Annotated in this window: 14 protein-coding genes; 7 read left to right on the top strand and 7 right to left on the bottom strand. The window is 69.4% G+C overall.

Features of this window, described 5'->3' with window-relative positions; genetic code table 11:
* Nucleotides 1–47: 47 nt before the first annotated feature.
* The gene (gene malQ, locus Tbon_RS01185) at nucleotides 48–1,523 is read right to left on the bottom strand and encodes a 4-alpha-glucanotransferase (RefSeq protein ID WP_158065914.1); all 1,476 of its coding nucleotides are present in this window, start codon (nucleotides 1,521–1,523) and stop codon (nucleotides 48–50) included.
* On the bottom strand, nucleotides 1,520–3,046 hold the full coding sequence (locus Tbon_RS01190) for a glucose-6-phosphate isomerase (RefSeq protein WP_192498041.1): 1,527 nt from the start codon (nucleotides 3,044–3,046) through the stop codon (nucleotides 1,520–1,522). The genes malQ and Tbon_RS01190 overlap by 4 nt, the downstream gene beginning before the upstream one ends.
* 419 nt (nucleotides 3,047–3,465) lie before the next feature.
* Here Tbon_RS01190 and Tbon_RS01195 point away from each other — a divergent pair, with 419 nt between their 5' ends.
* Both Tbon_RS01195 and Tbon_RS01200 read left to right on the top strand, forming a co-directional pair.
* Nucleotides 3,466–3,657 (top strand): hypothetical protein, encoded by a 192-nt coding sequence (locus tag Tbon_RS01195; RefSeq protein ID WP_133117552.1) that lies wholly within the window; start codon nucleotides 3,466–3,468, stop codon nucleotides 3,655–3,657.
* Between the two features lie 148 nt (nucleotides 3,658–3,805).
* Nucleotides 3,806–4,033, top strand: coding sequence for a hypothetical protein (locus Tbon_RS01200; protein WP_158065916.1), 228 nt, complete (start codon nucleotides 3,806–3,808; stop codon nucleotides 4,031–4,033).
* A gap of 80 nt (nucleotides 4,034–4,113) precedes the next feature.
* On the opposite strand, the gene Tbon_RS01205 is transcribed toward Tbon_RS01200, so the two are convergent.
* Together Tbon_RS01205 and Tbon_RS01210 are read right to left on the bottom strand one after the other, a co-directional pair.
* Nucleotides 4,114–4,950 (bottom strand): sulfurtransferase, encoded by an 837-nt coding sequence (locus Tbon_RS01205; RefSeq protein ID WP_158065917.1) that lies wholly within the window; start codon nucleotides 4,948–4,950, stop codon nucleotides 4,114–4,116.
* A 56-nt stretch (nucleotides 4,951–5,006) separates the two neighbouring features.
* Entirely contained in the window at nucleotides 5,007–8,027 is a 3,021-nt protein-coding gene (locus Tbon_RS01210) for a transglycosylase domain-containing protein (protein ID WP_192498042.1), read from the bottom strand.
* 117 nt (nucleotides 8,028–8,144) lie between these two features.
* On the opposite strand from Tbon_RS01210, the gene gatC reads away from it, so the two are divergent.
* The 3 genes from gatC (at nucleotide 8,145) to Tbon_RS01225 (ending at nucleotide 10,525) form a co-directional block, all read left to right on the top strand.
* A complete protein-coding gene (gatC, locus tag Tbon_RS01215) occupies nucleotides 8,145–8,432 on the top strand; it encodes an Asp-tRNA(Asn)/Glu-tRNA(Gln) amidotransferase subunit GatC (protein WP_158065919.1) in 288 nt (95 codons plus the stop codon).
* Entirely contained in the window at nucleotides 8,429–9,892 is a 1,464-nt protein-coding gene (gene gatA, locus Tbon_RS01220; RefSeq protein ID WP_158065920.1) for an Asp-tRNA(Asn)/Glu-tRNA(Gln) amidotransferase subunit GatA, read from the top strand. The genes gatC and gatA overlap by 4 nt, the downstream gene beginning before the upstream one ends.
* 105 nt (nucleotides 9,893–9,997) lie before the next feature.
* Nucleotides 9,998–10,525 carry a restriction endonuclease gene (locus Tbon_RS01225; RefSeq protein ID WP_192498043.1) on the top strand — a complete coding sequence of 176 codons (528 nt, stop codon included), beginning with the start codon at nucleotides 9,998–10,000 and terminating at the stop codon, nucleotides 10,523–10,525.
* A gap of 7 nt (nucleotides 10,526–10,532) precedes the next feature.
* On the opposite strand, the gene Tbon_RS01230 is transcribed toward Tbon_RS01225, so the two are convergent.
* Both Tbon_RS01230 and Tbon_RS01235 read right to left on the bottom strand, forming a co-directional pair.
* Nucleotides 10,533–11,936, bottom strand: coding sequence for an amidase (locus Tbon_RS01230; protein ID WP_158065922.1), 1,404 nt, complete (start codon nucleotides 11,934–11,936; stop codon nucleotides 10,533–10,535).
* A gap of 37 nt (nucleotides 11,937–11,973) precedes the next feature.
* Nucleotides 11,974–13,512, bottom strand: coding sequence for a methyltransferase regulatory domain-containing protein (locus Tbon_RS01235; protein ID WP_158065923.1), 1,539 nt, complete (start codon nucleotides 13,510–13,512; stop codon nucleotides 11,974–11,976).
* 283 nt (nucleotides 13,513–13,795) lie between these two features.
* On the opposite strand from Tbon_RS01235, the gene Tbon_RS01240 reads away from it, so the two are divergent.
* Both Tbon_RS01240 and Tbon_RS01245 read left to right on the top strand, forming a co-directional pair.
* Nucleotides 13,796–14,992 carry a pyridoxal phosphate-dependent aminotransferase gene (locus Tbon_RS01240; protein WP_158065924.1) on the top strand — a complete coding sequence of 399 codons (1,197 nt, stop codon included), beginning with the start codon at nucleotides 13,796–13,798 and terminating at the stop codon, nucleotides 14,990–14,992.
* 131 nt (nucleotides 14,993–15,123) lie between these two features.
* Nucleotides 15,124–15,516 carry a cupredoxin domain-containing protein gene (locus Tbon_RS01245; RefSeq protein WP_158065925.1) on the top strand — a complete coding sequence of 131 codons (393 nt, stop codon included), beginning with the start codon at nucleotides 15,124–15,126 and terminating at the stop codon, nucleotides 15,514–15,516.
* A gap of 33 nt (nucleotides 15,517–15,549) precedes the next feature.
* On the opposite strand, the gene Tbon_RS01250 is transcribed toward Tbon_RS01245, so the two are convergent.
* Nucleotides 15,550–17,091 carry a GMC family oxidoreductase gene (locus tag Tbon_RS01250; RefSeq protein ID WP_158065926.1) on the bottom strand — a complete coding sequence of 514 codons (1,542 nt, stop codon included), beginning with the start codon at nucleotides 17,089–17,091 and terminating at the stop codon, nucleotides 15,550–15,552.
* Nucleotides 17,092–17,173 lie beyond the last annotated feature (82 nt).

Raw genomic sequence — 17,173 nt, forward strand, 5'->3', positions numbered from 1 at the left:
AGCAGCCGGGGTCCGGGGGAGGTGCAGGCGAGGGAGAGGCCGGCCGGTCAGCGGCGGGTGCCGTCCCTGCCCGTGCGTTCGACGAGTGCGCGGAAGAACTCGAGGCGGTCGGGCGTCACCTGCTCCGGTGCGTACCGCCAGGTCCAGTTGCCTTCAGCGCGGCCGGGATGGTTCATGCGGTGGCTGCCATCGAGGGCAAGGAGGTCCTGCATGGGGATGATGGCAGTTTCGGCGACGCTTTCGAGGGCCACACGGACGAGGTCGTCGACAATGCGTGACCCGTCGATGCCGAGTTCGCGGCGGACGTTGTCGCGCTCCCATTCGGGGAGGCTCGTCCACCAGCCGAGGGTGGTGTCGTTGTCGTGGGTACCGGTGTAGACGACCTGGTTTTCGCGGTGGTTCCGGGGAAGGTACGGATTGTCGGGGTCGCCGCCGAAGGCGAACTGGAGGACGGCCATCCCGGGGTAGCCGAGCTCGTCGCGGAGCGCGCGGACGTCGTCGGTGATGATGCCCAGGTCTTCGACGATGATGGGCAGCCGCCCGAGGGCAGCTTCGAGGGCGTCGAAGAGGGCGCGGCCCGGGCCGGGCACCCAGCGGCCATTGACAGCGGTCGGTTCGTCGGCGGGGATGTGCCAGGCTGCGACGAAGCCGCGGAAGTGGTCGACCCTGAGGGCATCGAAGAGGTCGAGGGCGCGGCGGAAGCGGGCAATCCACCAGGCGTAGCCATCGGCGCGCATGGCATCCCAGTCGTAGAGCGGGTTGCCCCAGCGCTGCCCGGTGTCGCTGAAGGCATCGGGCGGAACGCCGGCGACGACGGCTGGGTTGCCGCTGGCATCGAGGAGGAAGAGGGAGCGGTGGGCCCAGTGGTCGGCGCTGTCGCGGTCGACGAAGATGGGCATATCGCCGATGAGGAGGATGCCGCGCGCGTGTGCGGCATCCCGAAGCTCCTGCCACTGGAGGTCGAACACGTACTGCAGGAAGCGGTGGAACTCGACCTCGTCGGCGAGGGCGGTGCCGGGCGTCGGCCGCGAGGGCGGGTAGTTTCGGTACTCGGCCGGCCACTCCCACCAGGGCTGGCCGGTGAGTTCGCGCAGCGCTTCGAACAGGGCGTAGTCATCGAGCCAGGGGTGGGCCGCGGCGAATTCGGCAAGGCGCGGCCTGCAACCCTCGGCGACGAAGCGTTCGAACGCCCGCCGGAGGCGCGGGAGCCGCGCTGCGCGAAGAGCGGCGAAGTCGACCCGGTTCGGGGTGCCGAAGGGCGCAAGCTGCGCGTCCTGGGGCGCGAGCCAGCCGCGGCGGGCAAGCCATTCGAGGTCGATCAGGCGGTCGTCGCCGGCGAACGCAGAACGACCGGCGTAGGGCGAATCGTAGGGACCCGGCGGACAGACGGGCAGCATCTGCCAGGCGCGCGCGCCGGCCCGGCTGAGCAGGTCGACGAAACGATGGGCCGGTGCGCCGAGGGTGCCGGGGTGCGGGAGGGAGGTGGCGTGGAGCAGGATGCCTGCGAGTCGCTGGCCCATCATGCCGGGAACGCCAGGCGCTCGAGTTCGGCCAGCGAGAGGCGGGCGACCCGGCGGCCGTGCGCAAGGAGTGCCGCCACATCGCCGCGGGCCTGCGCCGCTTCCAGCTGCGCGAAGGTGAAGGGCTCCCCGGGCACAGGGAAGTCGACGCTGGGCGGGTCCTCGACCACAAGGAACACGCCGGTGTTCGGGCCGCCCTTGTGAAGCTGGCCGGTCGAGTGGAGGTAGCGGGGGCCGAAGCCGATGGTCGTCGCCACGCGGAGGCGGTCACGGAAGGCGTGACGGGCGCGCTCAAGGCGGTCAGCGGTCGTGCGGTCGCGGGGAAGGTAGGCGAGGATCGCGAGATAGTCGCCGGGGCGGATGCTCGCGAGGACGTCGGCGGGTGCCGGCGTCACGGGCTCGGGGGCAACGCCTTCAAGGAGCCGGCGGGCCAGCCGCTTGGCTTCCTCGACGTTGGGCTGGTCGAACGGATTGATGCCGAGGATGTGCCCGGCCACCGCGGTGGCGAACTCCCAGCGGAAGAACTCGGCAGCGAGGTCGAGGGGGCCGATGGCAGGAAGCCGGACCACGGGCTGCCCGGAGGCTTCGAGCTCGGCGAGCCCATCGAGCGGGCCGTACGCGACGAAGAGGCGGTCGTCGCCGTACACCGACGGCGGACCGATTCGCTCGCCCTCGACGGGGAGGATGCCGCGGCCGTGCTTCCCGGTCGATTCGGCGACAAGCTGCTCGATCCAGTGGCCGAGACCTTCGACCTGCTGGGGCAGGAAGACGGTGAGCTTGTCGCGGCCGGCAAGCGCGGCTTCCGCCATGACGGCCCCGAGCCAGGCACCGGGGTTCGCGGCAGGGTCCGGGTCCTGGCAGGAGCGGGCCATCGGGCCGAGGCGCCCGAACATGCCGGGGATATCGACGCCGCAGAGGATGGCCGGGACCAGGCCGAAATACGACAGCGCGGAGAAGCGCCCGCCGATGTCGGGCGGGTTGAGGAAAAGCCGTTCGATTCCGAGCCGGTGGGCCTCGGCCTCGAGGGGCGTGCCGGGGTCGGTGATCACGATGTAGCGGTGCGGGTCGGGGAGGCGTTCCCGGAAAAACGCGAACTGGCTCCGGGTCTCAATCGTGGTGCCGGACTTGCTGGAGACGGCGATGACCGTGGCGGCCAGGTCGAGGCGCGCCAGGAGCGCGTCAAGCTGCCGCGGGTCGGTCGAATCGAGGAGCTCGAAGCGGAGCGCATCGGGAGCGGGACCGAAGGCCGAGGTCATCACCTCGGGCGCCAGGCTCGAGCCGCCCATGCCAAGCAGGAGCAAGGAGGCGGCACCTTCGGCCCGCAGCGTTTCCCGGAGCGCGGCGATGGCCGGGAGCCGCGCGAACATCTGCTGGTGGACCGTCAGCCATCCGAGCCGGTCGGCGCACTCGGCGGGTTCCGGCTGCCAGACGGTGTGGTCGCGCGCCCAGATGCGGTCGATGATGCGGTTGCTGGCGAGGGCGGCGAGGCGGGCGTTGACGGCCGATTCCAGTGGGGCCGGGAGCATGGAGCCTCCGCGGGGGTGGTGCTCCCTAACGATAGCGGAGGCGTGGTGAACGGGCAGGGCGGGCGATGGGCAGGATGACCTGCTCGCCGGCCACAACGGCGCGCTCGCGCGGAACGACACCGGTGCGCGGCGGCAGACGGTGCGGCAGCGGACGCGGCTTCCGGTAGGGGAGCGGCTCGGCCGATGCGTACATTCCATCAGCACGTTACGACAGGTCCGGAGAGAAAACCCGGGCCGACCGGTGACAGGCACGGGACGGAGCGGTGACAGGCCCGTGACTACTCCGCCGGGGAAACGCGGGGGCGGAGCCGTACCGATATCCGGGTTTCTCTGGAGTGCACAGGAGGTCCGGGGCTGCCGACTATCAGAACAGGCGGCCGACTCCGCAAAGGTGCACGGCACGGCCGGGGGACGTGGCGATGCAGCAGCACATCCGCATCTGTCAGCACTGCGGGACGCCGTACGACTGGCGCCGCTCGCCGAGCGCGTTCCTGAAGATGACCTACTGCGGCAGCCTCTGCGAGAAGGCAGACCTCGGCTTCACGATTGAGACGCTGCTCCGCGATTTCGAGTACGTGCGAGGAGAGTGGCGGGCGCTCCTTGCGGCGTAACCGGCAACGAGCCCGGGCGGCATCCCGGGAAGGGGGAAGGTAAGCGCGGCCACCGGGTCGCTTTACGAAACGGACTCGCGGCCCCTACGCTGGATCTCGGAAGGCAGCCGACCAGCGAGGCGGCGAAGCCAGCAGAGGAGGCACACCAATGGATACGCCCATCGGACCCGGCCCGACCGGGATGAACCTGAACAACATCCGCGTTTGCGCACGGTGCGGCCTCCGCTATGACTGGCGGAAGTCGCCGAGCGGCATGAAGATGACGTACTGCTCGTCGCTCTGCGAAAAGGCGGACCTCGGCTTCACGGTCGAGGCGCTCATCCGCTGGGAGCGCGAACCGGCCGAAAAGGAGCCTGTGACCCCCGGCGGGGAGTAACCACCGACAGGCTGGCACCAGCACGCGGGCCCGGCGTTTTCGCCGGGCCCGCTGTCGTCCACGGGGATGCTGCAAGCGGGCTATTCGAGCGTGAGCGGGGTGTCGTCGCGGTTGGCCCAGTCGCGCATGGAGCCGTCGTAGACCCGGATGTTGTCGTAGCCGACGAGCGTCATGGCGAAGGCGGCATGCGCGGCGCGGATACCGCCCTGGCAGTACGTAATGGTGGCGCGGTCGCGGGAGAAGCCGGCCTCGGCCAGGAGCCGATCGATCTCCTCGGCCGGGAGGAAGCGGCGGAGGTCGCCCTTCTCCACGAAGTTCAGCCACTCGAGGTGCTTCGCGCCGGGGACGCGGCCGACGCGGCGGTTGCCGCGGTCGTTGGTGCCGTTCCACTCCTCGTCGGTCCGGGCATCGAGGATTTGACAGGAGGGGTCGCCGATGTGCGCCTTGAGGTACTCCGCGTCGGCGATAAGGTCGGGGTTCGGGCGGGCAACGAAGGTGGCCGGGGCGGGGCGCGTGGCGTGGAAGGTGACCGGCCGGCCTTCCGTGAGCCAGCGGTGCCAGCCGCCGTTCAGCACCCGGACGTTCGGATGGCCGTAGTAGTTGAGCACCCACCACATCCGCGCGGCGAGGAGTGCGTTGTTGTCGTCGTAGGGCACGACGAGGGTTTCGTTCGAGACGCCGAGGCGGCCCATGAGCGCTTCGAACTCGCGCGGTGGCATCACGAAGGTACCGTGGTCGGCACCGGGCGGACCGGACTCCTTGATGTAATAGTGGACCGGGAGGTGAACCGCGCCGGGTATGTGGGCGCGGCGGTAGGCTTCGAGGACGGCGCAGTCGATGATGCGCACGCCGGGGTCGTCGAGGTGATCCATGAGCCAGTCGGGCTCGACGAGCAGCTCAGGCCGGGCGTACTCCATGGCGCAATTCCTCCGGTGAACGGTGGACCGCAGTCTACGCGGCCACCAGGCAACCGTCAGGGGCGCTGCGCAGGGGTCGGGGTAACCTGGTTGTTCGGCGCGCCGCCGAAGGGGGTCGGCGTCGCCCCCGGGAACGGAGGCCCGGTCTTGCGCACGTTGATGTAGACGACGAGCGAGAGGCCCTTGCCGTCGTTGGTTGAGAGACGGAGGGTGTAGACGCCATCATCGAGGCCGGCGATGCGGATCGTGCCGAGCGGGCCGTTCTCTACCTTTGCCGTGCCCTGGCCGATGGTGGTCCACTCCGTCGGCGTGGAGGACTTGCCGAGTTCGAGCTTCCAGTTCTTGAGGTTGGGCGGATTGACCGTGCCGATGACCTCGGTATCGCCGGAGATGGTACGGCCGGTGGTAATGTTGTTGATGGCGATGGCGGCCAGGCCGGTGCTCTTTTCCTTCGGAGCGATCGGGATGTTGCGCTTCTGCGCAAGCTCCTCGGCGAGTTCGGGCTTGAACGCGGGCAGTTTGACGAACTTCTGGACCTTGCGGAACTCGGCGGGCGTCTGTTCGGTGGCGAGGAGCCCGTTGCGGCTGTCGATCTCCTTCTCTTCGCACTGGGATTCGTAGGTCACATCGGTGCGGACCCAGGCGACGACGACCTGGTCGCAGTACTTGAAATCGGGGCCAAGGGTGCGGTCGGTTGCCGGGGTCTGGAACTCGCGCTGGGCGACGTTCCGCGGCTGGAGGTCGGAAAAATCCTTGCCGATATCGGGGACGCCGCGGGCTGCGAGGGCTTCGTGGTAGTAGCCCATCCAGTTCTTCCAAAGGCGGACGGTCGTGTTCGCTGCCGCGAACTGGCGGTCGTTCACGAGTTCGTTCGTGGCGTTGCCGACCCAAACGGCCGTGGCCGCGTGGCGGGAGTAGCCGGTCATCCAGGTTTCGAGGGTATCGGCGGCGGAGGCAGGCCCCTGCTGGGTGCCGGTCTTCACGCCCGAGGGGATGCGCTTGCCGTTGGCGAAAAAGTCGAGGCCGAGGTCGTTGTTGCTGCCGCCGCACCCCCAGATGATGAAGCGGGCGGTGCAGTCGGACATGATGGTGTGGAGGAGCCAGACAGAGCCGGCATCGACGACCTGGCGGGATTCAGGTTCGCCCTGGCGGAAGATGACGTTGCCGTCCTTGTCGCGGACCTCGAGGATGACGACGGGGTCGAGTTCGCGGGTGCCCTCGATACGGAGGTAGCCTTTCTCGAACTGCAGCTTCTGCTCGAGGGCGAGTTCGTAGTTCGCGCCGGTATCGAGCGCCGTGCTCTTCAGCTCACTGACTTTCACATAGCGGGCAAGGGTGGGGACGCCGACCATCCTGCCCATGTTGGCGATGGTCGCATCCATGTAGGCCATGTCGATGGCGCGGATGTTGGCGCCGCCGGTCGCGATCGAGGCGCCATAAGTGACGTCGGGATGCGAGCGGAAGGTCGGGTCGAAGCGCTGATCCACCGTCGTAATACCGAGCGCTTTGGCCATCTTGATAACGTTGTCGACGCCGGCCTCCTGCGCGGCACGGAAGGCCGGGACGTTCTGTGAGCCGCCGAGGCCGGCCCGGGCCGAGATGAGCCCTTCGGACTTGTCGGCATCCCTGCGCGGGTTTTCGATGGCGGTGCCCTCGATGGTCAGGGGGCTGGTGTCCCAGAAGATGCTCATGGGGGCCTTGTTGAGCACATCGAACCAGGTGAGGTAGACGGCAGGTTTGAACGACGAGCCCGGCTGGTTGATCTCGTTCAGCTGGTCGATCTCACCGGCGACCCGGCGGTCGGAGCGGAAGGACGGGTCGCGGTTCGGCGCGTAGACGATCACCTGGCCGGTGGACGGCTCGATGGTGACGATGGCGGCGTTGTGGCACTCGCAGCCGGCTTCGAGACCGGCGGCGATGAAGCCGCGGGCCATCTCCATGGCCTTTGCGGTCAGCTCCCAGTCGAGGGTCGAGACCACCTTATAGCCGGCCATGTGGACGCTGGATTTACAGTCGGAAGCGGAGGGGATTTTGGGGAGGATGCCGGCCTCGCACATGCGGACGAGGCGGGGTTCGACCTGGTTGTCGACAAACGCCTCGGCGCGCTGGGGGTTGGAGCCGAGATAGACGCGCACTTCTTCCGCCTTGGCAGCGGCTGCCTGCTCGGGGGTGATGCGGCCGTGGCGGACCATGAGGTCGAGGACGTCCTCCTGGCGGGCCTTGGCCTCGCCGCCGACAACGGCCCGCCCGAGTTCATCGGTAATGCATTCGCCGCGGTTATCTTTCACACAGTTGAGGCGGGGGTGGTAGGCGGTGGGCGCCTGCGGAATGCCAGCAAGGAGGGCCGCTTCGGCGAGGGTGAGGTCTTTGGCCGGCTTGCGGAAGTAGCCCTGTGCGGCGGCCTCGACGCCGATGTAGCGGTCGGCGTAGCTGATCTGGTTGAGGTACCAGGTGAGAATCTGCTCCTTTGTGTAGTCCTGTTCGAGTTCGATGGCGTACGCGATCTCGCGGAGCTTGCGGTCGAGGGTGCGTTCAGCGGTGACGCAGGCGTTGCGGTTGTCGCCGTCTTCGGCGACCGAGGGGCAGATGTAGACGTTTTTGATGAGCTGCTGGGTGATGGAAGACCCGCCCGTGCCGGCGCCGAAGCTATTGAGGACGTAGTTTTCGTAGGCGGCGCGGATGAGGCCCTTGAGGTTGACGCCGGGATGGGTCCAGAAGGAGTTATCCTCGGTCGAGACGGTGGCCTCGACCATCCAGGGCGAAATCTGGTCGAGGGTGACCGGGTTGAGGAGCTGCGCGTTCGGATTCGAGAGCGTGGCGAGGAGCACGCCCTTTTCGGGGCCGCCGCGGTCGTAGATTTCCGTCGGCACCGACGAGACTTCGAGCAGCTTCTGCTCGATGGGGACGTAATCCTTCGCGTAGGAGTTGTAGATGGTGAAGAGCGCGCCGAGCCCGGCCGCGGCGCAGACGGCGCCGAAGCCGATGAGTGCGAGGAGCGCGACGAGGATGGGGCGCGCGCGGCTCCCGTCGCCCCGGCGGCGCTCACGGAGGCGGCGGCGCACAACGATGCTGTTCATCGCGAGGCACCCCCTGCGGGGAGGAGGCAGATGCCCTGCATCGCACCCGAGGGTACCAGACGGCCGGGGCTGGCAACACGGGCGCGGGTAAGGGCCGCTTCCCCTATCCTTGACGGCATGGCGCTCACCCGTGACGACGTGCTGCATGTCGCCCGGCTCGCCCGCATCGCCCTCAGCGATGACGAGGTCGAACGATTCAGGGCACAGCTCTCCGGCATCCTCGACCATTTCGCGGCGCTGGCCGCGGTGGACACCGACGGCGTCGAGCCGACCGCGCACCCGCTGCCGCTGGCGAATGTGATGCGCGACGACGTCATCGAGCCCTCCCTTCCGCGCGATGACGTGCTGGCAAATGCGCCGCTGGCTGAGGACGGCTACTTCCGGGTCCGGGCGGTGCTGGAATGAGCGACCTGTGGAAGCTCACGGCCCATGAAGCGCACGAAGGCCTGCGCCGGCGGGAGTTCACGAGCGTGGAGCTGACGGAGTCGGTGCTGGAGCGGGTGGCCCGGGTCGAGCCGACCATCAACGCGTACATCACGCTCACCGCTGAGCTTGCGCTCGAGCAGGCGCGGGAAGCAGATGCAAAGCTGGCAGCAGGGACCGCCACCCCCCTCACGGGCATCCCGGTGGGGGTGAAGGACCTGATCATCACCAAAGGGGTGCGGACGACGGCGGGTTCGAAGATGCTCGAAAACTTCATCCCGCCATATGACAGCCACGTCTACGAGAACTTACGGCGGGCCGGCGCGGTGATGATCGGCAAGTGCAACATGGACGAGTTCGCAATGGGCTCGTCGACCGAACACTCCGCCTTCGGGCCAACGCGCAACCCGTGGAACCCGGAACTGGTGCCCGGCGGCTCGTCCGGGGGGTCGGCAGCCGCGGTGGCAGCCGGCGAATGCCTTGTCGCGCTCGGGAGCGACACAGGCGGGTCGATTCGGCAGCCGGCGGCGCTCTGCGGGCAGGTGGGGCTGGACCCGACCTACGGCCGCGTCAGCCGCTACGGGATCATCGCGTTCGGGAGTTCGCTCGACCAGGTCGGGCCGATTGGGCGGGACGTTGAGGATGTGGCGACGATGCTCGACTGCATCGGGGGCCACGACCCGCGCGACAGCACGACCAACCCGGAGCCGATGCCGGACCTCCGCCACTACCTCGGCCGGGATATCCGGGGCATCCGCATTGGGGTGCCGAAGGAGTACTTCATCAGCGGGATGGAGCCCGGGGTCGCTGCGCGGATCGAGGAGGCGCTGGCGCTTTTCGAATCGCTCGGCGCGGTTGTCGACCGGGAGGTTTCGCTGCCGAGCACCGAGCATGCCCTTGCCGTGTACTACATCATCGCCCCGAGCGAGGCGTCGGCGAACCTGGCGCGGTACGACGGGGTGAAGTACGGATTCAGCGACCGCTCAGCGCCGACGATGTGGGAGAACATGGAGCAGACCCGCGCGAAGGGCTTCGGCAACGAGGTGAAGCGGCGCATCATGCTCGGCACCTACGCGCTCAGTGCGGGGTACTACGACGCGTACTACCTGAAGGCGCAGAAGGTGCGGACGATCATCAGCCGGGAGTTCGCAGAAGCGTTCGAGAAGTACGACGTGCTGGTGACGCCGACGTCTCCGACCGTCGCCTTCCCGCTCGGCGCCAAGGTGGACGACCCGTTCGCGATGTACCTCAACGATATCTACACCCTGCCGGCTTCGGTGGCGGGTCTGCCAGCGATCAGCGTGCCGTGCGGGTTCAGCGACGGGCTCCCGGTCGGGATGCAGATTATCGGCAACTTTTTCGATGAAGGCCGCATTCTCCAGGTGGCGCACGCCTTTGAGCAGGCGTCGGGCTACCGGAACCTGCTCGCGCCGATGCAGTGACCGGAGCACTGCTCGAACTCCCCGGAGCGGAGTCCGGGCCCGGGCACGCGTGCTCCCGGTGACCTTCCTCCAGGCTGGGGCGGGCCGGGCATGATGCGCGCCGGGGTGGCAGCCATCGCTGCGGGTGCAACGGCGGGAGCCCTCGACGCGGGCGGCCTCGGCTGGCTCGGGTGGAGCCTTGCCGGACTCGGGCTGGTGGTTGTGCTGTACGGCGTTGCCCGCCGGGCGGAGCGGCGCGCCTCGTTGCGGACGCTGGAGGGCCTGCGCGGGCTGCCCCCAGGGGCCTTCGAAGAGCGCGTGGCACAGTGGCTTCGGCGGGCCGGATGGAAGGTTGAAGTCGTGGGCCGGCCCGGTGACGGCGGGGTTGACCTCGTGGCGCGGAAAGGGCGCGCCGTGGCGGCTGTCCAGTGCAAACGGCTGGCTGCCGGCGGAACGGTGGGCGCGGGGGTTGTCCGCGAACTGTACGGTGCAGCGGTGGCGGCAGGTGCGACCGCGGCGGTGCTCGTGACGACCGGCCGGGTCTCGCAGGCGGCGCGGCAGTGGGCCGCCGAGCGGGACGGCGAGCCGAAGCTGGTGCTTCTTGACGGGGAGGCTGCCGCCGCGGCCGCGCGGGCCGGGCGGTTGCGGCTGTAACCAGCGGTCAGAGCGGCGGCTCCCTGCGGTGCCAGTCGGTCGCACACTCGTAGGCGAACGCGGCCCGGAGGAGGGTGGGCTCATCGAACGGGCGGGCGGCGAGCTGGAGGCCGATGGGAAGACCTTCGGAGGAGAAGCCGCAGGGGATGCTGATGGCGGGCACGCCCGCGAGGTTGAACGGCATCGTCAGGGAGGCGAAGGCGGCACCGGTGCTGAGCTGGACGCCCTCGACCTCGACCGGGTCCTCGCCGATGCGGGAGGCCGGGCGCATGGTCGTCGGCGCAGCGAGGAGGTCGACCGACTGGAGCGCGCGCCGCACCCCTTCTTTGATGCGGTAGCTGTCGAGGTAGGCGGCTGCGAGGTCGAGGGGCTCGGGCGGCGGCTGAAGGAGGATGTTCCGGAGCTCCTCGCTGTACGCCTCCGGCTGCTGTTCGAGGTATGGCGCGTGGTAGAGGCGGCCTTCGACGTTGACGAGCCGCCAGGCGGAGATGACCTGCTCGCGGGTGAAGCCGGAGTCGACGTCCTCGACCGTGGCGCCGAGGGTGCGGAAGCATTCGAGGGCCTCTTCGACGGCAACCAGGACTTCGGGGTCGAGCAGGCCGAAGAACTGGTCGCGCGGGACGCCGATGCGCAGGCCGCGGACGTCGGGAACGAGGGCTGCGCGGTAGTCTGGCACCGGGACGGGGACGGTAGCGAAGTCGTCGGGGTCGTAGCCGGCGATCGCCTGGAGGAGCATCGCGGCGTCCTCCACGGTCCGGGCGATGGGCCCGGCGTGGTCGAACTGCCAGGACATCGGGATGATGCCGGCCCGGCTTACCCGGCCGAATGTCGGTTTGAGCCCGACACAGCCGCAGAGGGCGGCAGGAATGCGAATGCTCCCGCCGGTGTCGGTCCCGAGGGTGCCGAGCGCGAGCCGTGCAGCGATGGCCGCCCCGGAGCCGCCGCTGGAGCCGCCCGGTATGCGCTCCGGGTCCCACGGGTTGCGGGTCGGGCCGGTGTGGGGGTTATTGGTGGTGGTGCCCCAGGCGAATTCGTGGGTGTTCGTCTTCCCGAGCAGGACCGCGCCCGCCTCGCGGAGCATGGTGGCGGCGGCCGCATCGCGTTCCGGGATACGGCCGCGGAGAACGGCCGAGCCGGCGGCCGTTTCGATGCCTGCGGTGTCGTACAGGTCTTTGAGTCCGACGGGGATGCCATGGAGCGGGCCGCGGTAGATGCCGGCCCGGAGCTCTTCCTCTGCGCGGGCAGCGTCGGCAAGGGCCCGCTCGGCCGTCACCAGGACGAAGGCGTTCAGCCGGGGATTGAGCCGCGCAATTCGGTCGAGGCAGGCGCGGGTGAGCTCGGTAGGGGCGAGTTCGCGGCGCTGGATGGCGCGGGCGGCCTCGGCGATGGTCAGGCTGGCTGGGTCGGTCATCGGCGCGAACCTGCGATTGGGGAATGGGGCCTGGAAGTCAGGCCTCAAGGTAGCCGTGGCGGGCGAGCCACTGGAGGGCGGCGGCGAGCGCGACCCTCGCGGTGGCGAAGGATACGCCGGCGGCGCGAACGGCGTCATCCCGGGCGGCCGGGGCCAGTTCTTCGACAATGAGGCGGGCGAGCTGGTCGTGGTCGCGGGTGCCGTCGAGGTAAGGGAGCAGCGCGAGCGGAAGAGGCGGCACCTCGTGGACGGCGTGGGTGAGGGCCACGGGCATGGTGCCGTCGCGGGCGGCCTGGTGGCGGGCCATGGCGAATGCCCGCGGCTGCGGACCGGGGCGGGAAACGGGGCTGGCAGGCTCGACTTCGAGCTGGAGGCCGCCGTGGAAGAAGAGCCTCAGCAGCTTCGGGGCGGTGCGCTCCCAGAAGCGGCGCGGGTCGACCGCTGCGGCGAGCTCTTCGGCGGGGACGGCAGCCGGGCGGCGGTCGGCGAGGTAGCGGACGGCTTCGAGGAGGTCGGGGTCGCGCAGGGCGAGGATGCCGCCGGGGTGGGCAAGCTTGGGCAACGCGGGGTCGAACCGCTCCTCTCCGGGGCCGATGAAGTCGCCGAGCAGGCGGAGACTGAGCCCGCGAAGGGCGTCGGGGTGCGGGGGCCGCACGAGCTGGATGCCCTTGCTGCACAGCAGGGACTCCCGGAAGGTGCGCCCGTGGACGAAGTCGAGGAGCTGCTCCCGCTCGATGTGGCCCCGTGCGAGGGTTGCGAACTCCCGGGCGATGCCGGGGGCGAGGTCAGGGAGCGCCATGCGGAGCGGCCAGGCGTCGCCGAGATACTGGAGGCCGGCACCGGCGGCATGGGCGACGAAGTCGGCGAAGAACACCGGAGTGTTCGTTGGCTCGAGGTGCTCGTGGGCGACATAGTCATCGGGTCGGTCGGCGATAAAGTCGAGCTCGCGGGCGAGGACGCGGGCGTAGAGGGGGCCTCCGGGGAGCCGCGCTTCGAGGTCGAGGGAGGTGCGGACCACAATCTCGGCCATGGCCCGGGCATGGGCGACGAGACGGTCGGGCGGGGCGTCGAGGTTGCGAGTCGCGAAGACCATGAGCTCGCGGAGGGGCTGGCGCAGGAACCAGCCCGGGTAGCAGTTGTAGCTGACGAAGGCGATGCCGTTCGGCGCGAGGAGTTCCCGGCAAAGGCGGAGGAGGCGGTCGCGGACCGGGGCTTCGACCCAGGAATAGACGCCATGGGCGATGATATAGTCGAACGTTCCCAGCTCCGGGCCGACCTCCAGGATGTCGCGGAGGTCGAACCGCACATTCTGGAGGCCGAGGTCGGCGGCGACCTTGCGGGCGAACTCGACCTGGCGGGGGGCGTTATCGATGCCAATGCAGGCGGCGCCCGGGAGGCCGGCGGCGATGGCATTGAGGTTTTCGCCGATGGCCGAACCGAACTCGAGGATGCGGGCAGAGGCGACGGGCGGGGCATCGAGGCCGAAGAGCCGGCCAATCGCGGCGAGACGCCGGGGGTGGGAGGCTTCGACGGCGGTACCCTCGTAGGGGATGGCGTCGTAGCTGATGACTGGCACCTCGACGACCAGTGTACGCAGGCCGGGAACCGGGGCGCGAGACGGGCAAGAATCGGGGAACGCCCGGTATTGACGTTATGAACGGGAGCCGGGAGAGTTAGCAGGCATGGTTCACGCTACAACGCTCGCCGCGCTCCTTGCTGCTGCTGCCGCTGCGGCTGCGCGTGCGCGCCGGTAACGGGTGGCGGTCGAGCCAGCACGTCGAGAAACGCACAGGAAGGCCGCCCCCGGGCGGCCTTTCCCGGTATGAAAGGCTGGCGGGGGCAAGGAGGAGCAGTCGCCGATGACCGCTGAAACCGGCACCCGAACATCCCCCGACCGGTATATCTCGCGCCGCATGCAGGCCGTTCCCCCAAGCGGCATCCGGCGGTTTTTCGACCTGCTGAGCACGATCGAGGATGTGATTTCGCTGGGCGTGGGCGAGCCCGACTACGTCACCCCGGAGCCGTTCCGGCGGGCCGCAATTGCGAGCATTGAGCGGGGCGACACGCATTACACCTCGAACTATGGCCTGCTGGAGCTGCGGGAGCGGCTCGCCGCCCACATCGAGCGGCTGTACGGCGTCCGGTACGACCCGAGGAGCGAGATTGTGGTCACGTCCGGTTCGAGCGAGGGGCTCGACATCGCAATGCGGGCCCTGATCGACCCCGGCGACGAGGTGCTCTGCGCGGACCCGAGCTACGTGGCGTACATGCCGGTCACGGTGATGGCCGGGGGAGTGTTCGTTCCGGTGCCGACGCGGCAGGAGGACGACTTCCGGCTGCTGCCGGGCCCGCTTGAAGCGGCGGTCACGCCGCGCTCGCGCGTGCTGCTGCTCGGCTACCCGGCGAACCCGACCGGGGCAACGATGTCGCGAGAGGACCTCGCCGCGGTCGCCGAAGTTGCGGAACGGCACGACCTTGCGGTGATCAGCGACGAGCTGTACGACCGGATGACCTACGAGGGCGAGCACACCTGCTTCGCCTCGCTGCCGGGGATGCGCGAGCGGACGGTGCTCCTCGGCGGGTTCAGCAAGGCGTACGCGATGACAGGGTGGCGGCTCGGATGGGTGGCGGCGCCGGCACCAATCGCCGAAGCGCTGATGAAGGTGCACCAGTACGTGATGATGTCAGCACCGACGGCGTCGCAGTACGCGGCCATTGCGGCCCTGGACGAGGGCGAGGCGTTCGTGACCGAGATGGTGGCGGAGTACAACCGGCGGCGCCGGCTGATCGTCGACGGGTTTCGGGCGGTCGGGCTCCCGACGTTCGAGCCGCGGGGCGCCTTCTATGCGTTCCCGGACATTCGGGTCACCGGGCTGACCAGCCTCGAGTTCAGCGAGCTGCTGCTGACCGAGGAGCGCGTGGCGGTGGTGCCGGGCAGTGCATTCGGGGCGTGCGGCGAAGGGCACGTGCGGGCGTGCTACGCCAGCGGCTTTGAGCAGATTGAGCGGGCGCTGGAGCGCATCGGACGGTTTGTGCAGCGGCACCGGGCGGGGTAGCGCAGCCCGCGCCCTGGGGCTGCGCCGTTTTCGTGCCAGATAGCGAGCCCCGCTCGAACGACCTTCCCCGGATATACAGGGCTGATGGTAGGATTCGGCGCCATCGATAGCACCGAGAAGGAGGCCGAACCATGAGGGGTCGATGGGGTCGCCGGGCGTGGCTCGCAGGGACGGCGACAGTACTGCTGGCCACCGCAGCCTGCGGAGGCGGCGGCAGCGAGAAGACCGAGGTGAAACTCGAGAACGTGAATCCGAACGTCTCGACGCCCGCTGCGGCCGCCGAGCGTCCGGTCCAGGAGATCAAGGTCACCGACCAGGGCTGCGACCCGGCGAACGTGACGATCAAGGCACGGACACGGGTCATCTGGAAGTGGCAGAACACGTCAACGCCGATCGCTATCCTCCTGGCGGGGCAGAAGTCGCCGGAGCAGACGACCGGCGAGTACCAGCGCGACTTCGACCAGGGCGGGGTCAGCTTCCCCTACCAGTGCGGGCCGATGACCGGGCGCATCGTGGTCGAATAGCGGGACGCGGGAACCGCCGGTGCGGGGCGCGGGTCAGAGCCCGTAGCGGTCTGGCCGGGTCCGGAGCCATTCGCCGACCATCTCGCCAATCATGATGCTGGTGAGGTTGGTGTTGGCGCGGGGCACCGTGGGCATGATGCTGGCATCGGCGACAACGAGACCTTCGGTGCCGTGGACGCGGCCGTACTGGTCCACGACGGCGCCGGCGTCGTCCGCGGGGCCCATGGGGGCAGTTGCGCAGGGGTGGTACCCGCTCGCTGCGAACCGGAGCAGCAGCTGACCGATGACCTCATCGGAGAGGTCGCGGGTGACGTCCGGGAAAACGATGCGGTCAACCAGCGCGCCGAGCGGGCCGGTCGTGACGAAACGCAGGGCATCGCGGAAGCAGGCGATAAGCCTGCGGCGGTCTTCCGCATCCTCGCAGAAGCGATTTTCGATGATCGGGGCAGCGTGCGGGTCCGCCGACGGGAGGCGGAGGGTGCCGGTGCCGTTGACCTGCTCGAGGACCGCGGCGACGGCGATCGCCTGGAGCGGGCCGCCGCCGCGGGGTGAAAACGAGAACGCTTCGACCTGGAGGTCGTTGCGGTACGGGCTGGCGGGGGCGGTGTACCGCAGGATGGTCTGCACGATCGGCTGGTCGGGGTCGAGGATTGCGGGGTTGCGGACGGTCGCGACGACAGCGAGCGCGGGGTGGTCGCTCAGGCGGGTGCCCACGCCGGGGGCGAGGCGGACGGGTTCGATGCCGAGACGGGCGAGCTCCGCGGCAGGGCCGATGCCGGAGCGGAGCAGGATAGCCGGCGAATGGATCGCGCCGGCGCTGAGGACGATGAGCCGGCCGCGCAGGGTCTCGACCGCGCCATCGCGTTCGACCTCGACTCCCACCGCCCGGCGGCCCTCGAAGAGGACCCGGCGGGTGAGCGCGAGCGGGAGGATGCGGAAGTTCGGACGGGCGCGGGCAGGCGCCAGGTAGCCGATTGCGGTGGAGATGCGCAGCCTGCCGATTTTGTTCATCGGGTGGGGGCCGGCGCCCCAGGAATCGGGCGCGTTGGCGTCGTCGCAGCGGGGATAGCCGAGCTCGTCGGCGGTTTCGAGCCACGCCTGGTGGACCTTCGTGAGTTCGTCCCAGCGGTAGCGGCGGATGGTGATCGGTCCGGCGTCGCCGTGGTAGGGGCGGTCGCCGAAATCGAGGTCGCGCTCGAGGCGCCGAAACGCGGGAAGCACCTTCTCCCAGGCCCATTCGGGATTGCCGGCGGCGGCCCAGCCGTCGTAGTCCTCGGGGACTCCGCGAAGGGCGATCGTGGTATTGACGGCGCTGGAGCCGCCGGTCACGCGCCCGCGAGGGAAGGGCTGACTTCGCCCGGCGACGGTCGGCTGGTAGGTGAGGCCCCAGTCGTGGGCGGTGTAGGAGTTGTTGTGGCTGTTGACGAGGTCGAACGGGAGCCGGGAGAGGTCCGGGTAATCGGGACCGGCCTCGATCAGGAGCACCGAACGGCGCGGGTCTTCGGCGGCGCGGGCGGCGATGACGGCCCCGGACGAGCCGGCGCCGACGACGATGATATCGAAGGGTTCATCCATGGCGGCCTCCTCGGCGAGGGACTGTACCGGCCGGGCGGGTGGGATGCACGGACCGGTTCCCGTACAATCCGCACACCATCCG

This window comes from Tepidiforma bonchosmolovskayae, assembly GCF_008838325.1.
Classification (GTDB): domain Bacteria; phylum Chloroflexota; class Dehalococcoidia; order Tepidiformales; family Tepidiformaceae; genus Tepidiforma; species Tepidiforma bonchosmolovskayae.